A 2,008-nucleotide genomic window follows, 5' to 3' on the forward strand; every position below is an offset into this window, starting at 1 on the left:
GTTGGCTCTTCCACGCCGTTTACATTAAATTGCTTGCCGAGAGAATGCCATGCGCAGACGCTTATATCGCCACCTGGTACCCCACGGCCCTGTCCGTGTGGCTGGGGGCCCCCGAAAGTTCCCGGAAGCTGTTCTTCGTCCAGGACTTCCCGGAGCTGGTTAGGGAGGTCGACGGCGCCTACGGGCTTAGGCTGTTCGATGCCGCGCTCAGGCTGCCCTTCACCTTCTTAGCCAACTCAAGCTACACGAGGGATCTAGTGCTGAGCAGGAACGCGGGCGCCAGGGTCTACGTCTCTGGCGTCGGAGTAGATACGAGGGTTTTCTACCCCCGGAGGTCTCGCATGATCGACTCTGAAGGAAAGCCCGTGGTCATGGTGATAGTGAGGAAGGCCAAGTTCAAGGGCGGGAACGTCGCCATCAGGGCCCTGAACATCGTCAATAAGAGGATACCGGTGCACGCAGTGCTGGTCAGCGAGGGGGACGCGGTCAAGAGGGTCTTTCAGAGAGTTAAGCCGGAGTTCAGCTACACAGTGTACAGCGGCGTCAACGACGATTTCCTCGCAAGGCTCTACTCCAGCTCCGAGGTCTTCCTCTTCACGTCGTACAGGGAGAGCTTCGGCCTACCGCCCCTAGAGGCGATGGCCTGCGGCACCGCGGTCGTGACCACCGACTGCGGTGGCAACAGGGATTACGCCGTCGACGGCTACAACGCGCTGGTGGTTCCGCCTGGGGACCCGGAGGCCATTGCCCGCGCCGTTATCAGAGTGCTCACCGACGATGAGCTTAGGGGGGCGCTCGCCGAGAGGGGGCTGGAGACCGCCAGGAGGTGGACGTGGGAGAGGGTCGTCGAAGTGTTCGATCGGGCGCTCGAGAATGCGAGCTAACACCGCTCCCCCAGCACTATGGGGCCCGTTCCTAACGCACACCCAACGGGTACGCCGTGCGAGTCTAGATTGGGGGCCGCAGTTTCACGCCAGCCTCATGTAGACAACGTCCTTCACGCGGCCGAAGCTAACCACACTGTCGAGCCTGTAGCCGTACCCCTCCAAGAACGCGATCACGTCCCCGGTGCTCACTTGATCCTTATGCACCTCGATCGCGAACCTCTCGGCGAGACCTCGGCTGAGCGAGTTCCTGAAGCCTTCCAGCACGCGCATCTCGTAGCCCTCCACGTCGATCTTCACCAGGTCGACCCCCTCGATCCTCCTGCCGACCAGCGACTCACTGCTCTCAACGACGTAGTCCAGGGTGACCACGGGAACCTTGAACGCCCTAGCAACGCTACACCCAGCGGTTGCGACGTGATCCGGCACCAGCGACGAAGCCCCCGGGTTCTCTCTAGCCGCGTAGAGCGTGATCCATGCGATCCCGTCGCCGAGGGCGTAGGGCAGGGCCTTGACGTTCTTCGCGCCGTTCAGCTCGATGTTCCTCACGAGCCAAGCGAAGGCCAGGGGGTTGGGCTCAAAGGCTACCACGAAGCCGTCGCTCCCCACGACCTTCGCCGCCCACAGCGAGTACACGCCGACATACGCTCCCACGTCGACCACTGTCCAGCCACGCCTCGGTACGTAATCGCGATGCCGAAAGTACTCCTTGCGGATGTAATGATCTGGGATAATTGTGCTTAATGTAGCACGATCATTAACGTAAATCTGCAAGCCGTAAGGTAGATTTACAATTTTAGGCAATGGGAATATTCTGAAGGGCATCAGTGATAAGAATTGGCTAATAAACAACTTAAATGAATATTTTTTATTGATAAACAATCTTAGACTCTCTCTATGGAGCTCTAGCAGATCCTTCATAATGGAATTTCGAGCTTTCATCTTACTACGTTTTTGCATATTTATCCTAAGGAATTATTGCAAAGTAAAAATCTTTGTTTTCATAATTTAATTCCTACTATTTCATTCTTTTTGCCAACTGCTAACTCGTATGTCATAAAAAATTTAATACCTAACAACGACAAAAACTTTTCAATAATTCTATCAATCCCTAACAGATCTAT

The 2,008-nt window shown here is 55.8% G+C and carries 2 protein-coding genes; one reads left to right on the forward strand and one right to left on the reverse strand.

The features are described 5' to 3' along the window. Positions 1–884: glycosyltransferase family 4 protein (locus tag ACP5KC_RS10330; RefSeq protein ID WP_428287531.1), on the forward strand; the 884-nt coding region annotated here is incomplete at its 5' end. An 84-nt stretch (positions 885–968) separates the two neighbouring features. Here the strand turns inward: ACP5KC_RS10330 and ACP5KC_RS10335 are convergent. Next, entirely contained in the window at positions 969–1,547 is a 579-nt protein-coding gene (locus ACP5KC_RS10335; protein WP_428287532.1) for an FkbM family methyltransferase, read from the reverse strand. Positions 1,548–2,008: the final 461 nt, after the last annotated feature.

The sequence above is a fragment of the Infirmifilum sp. genome (genome assembly GCF_049970975.1).
In the GTDB taxonomy this organism is placed as follows: domain Archaea; phylum Thermoproteota; class Thermoprotei; order Thermofilales; family Thermofilaceae; genus Thermofilum; species Thermofilum uzonense.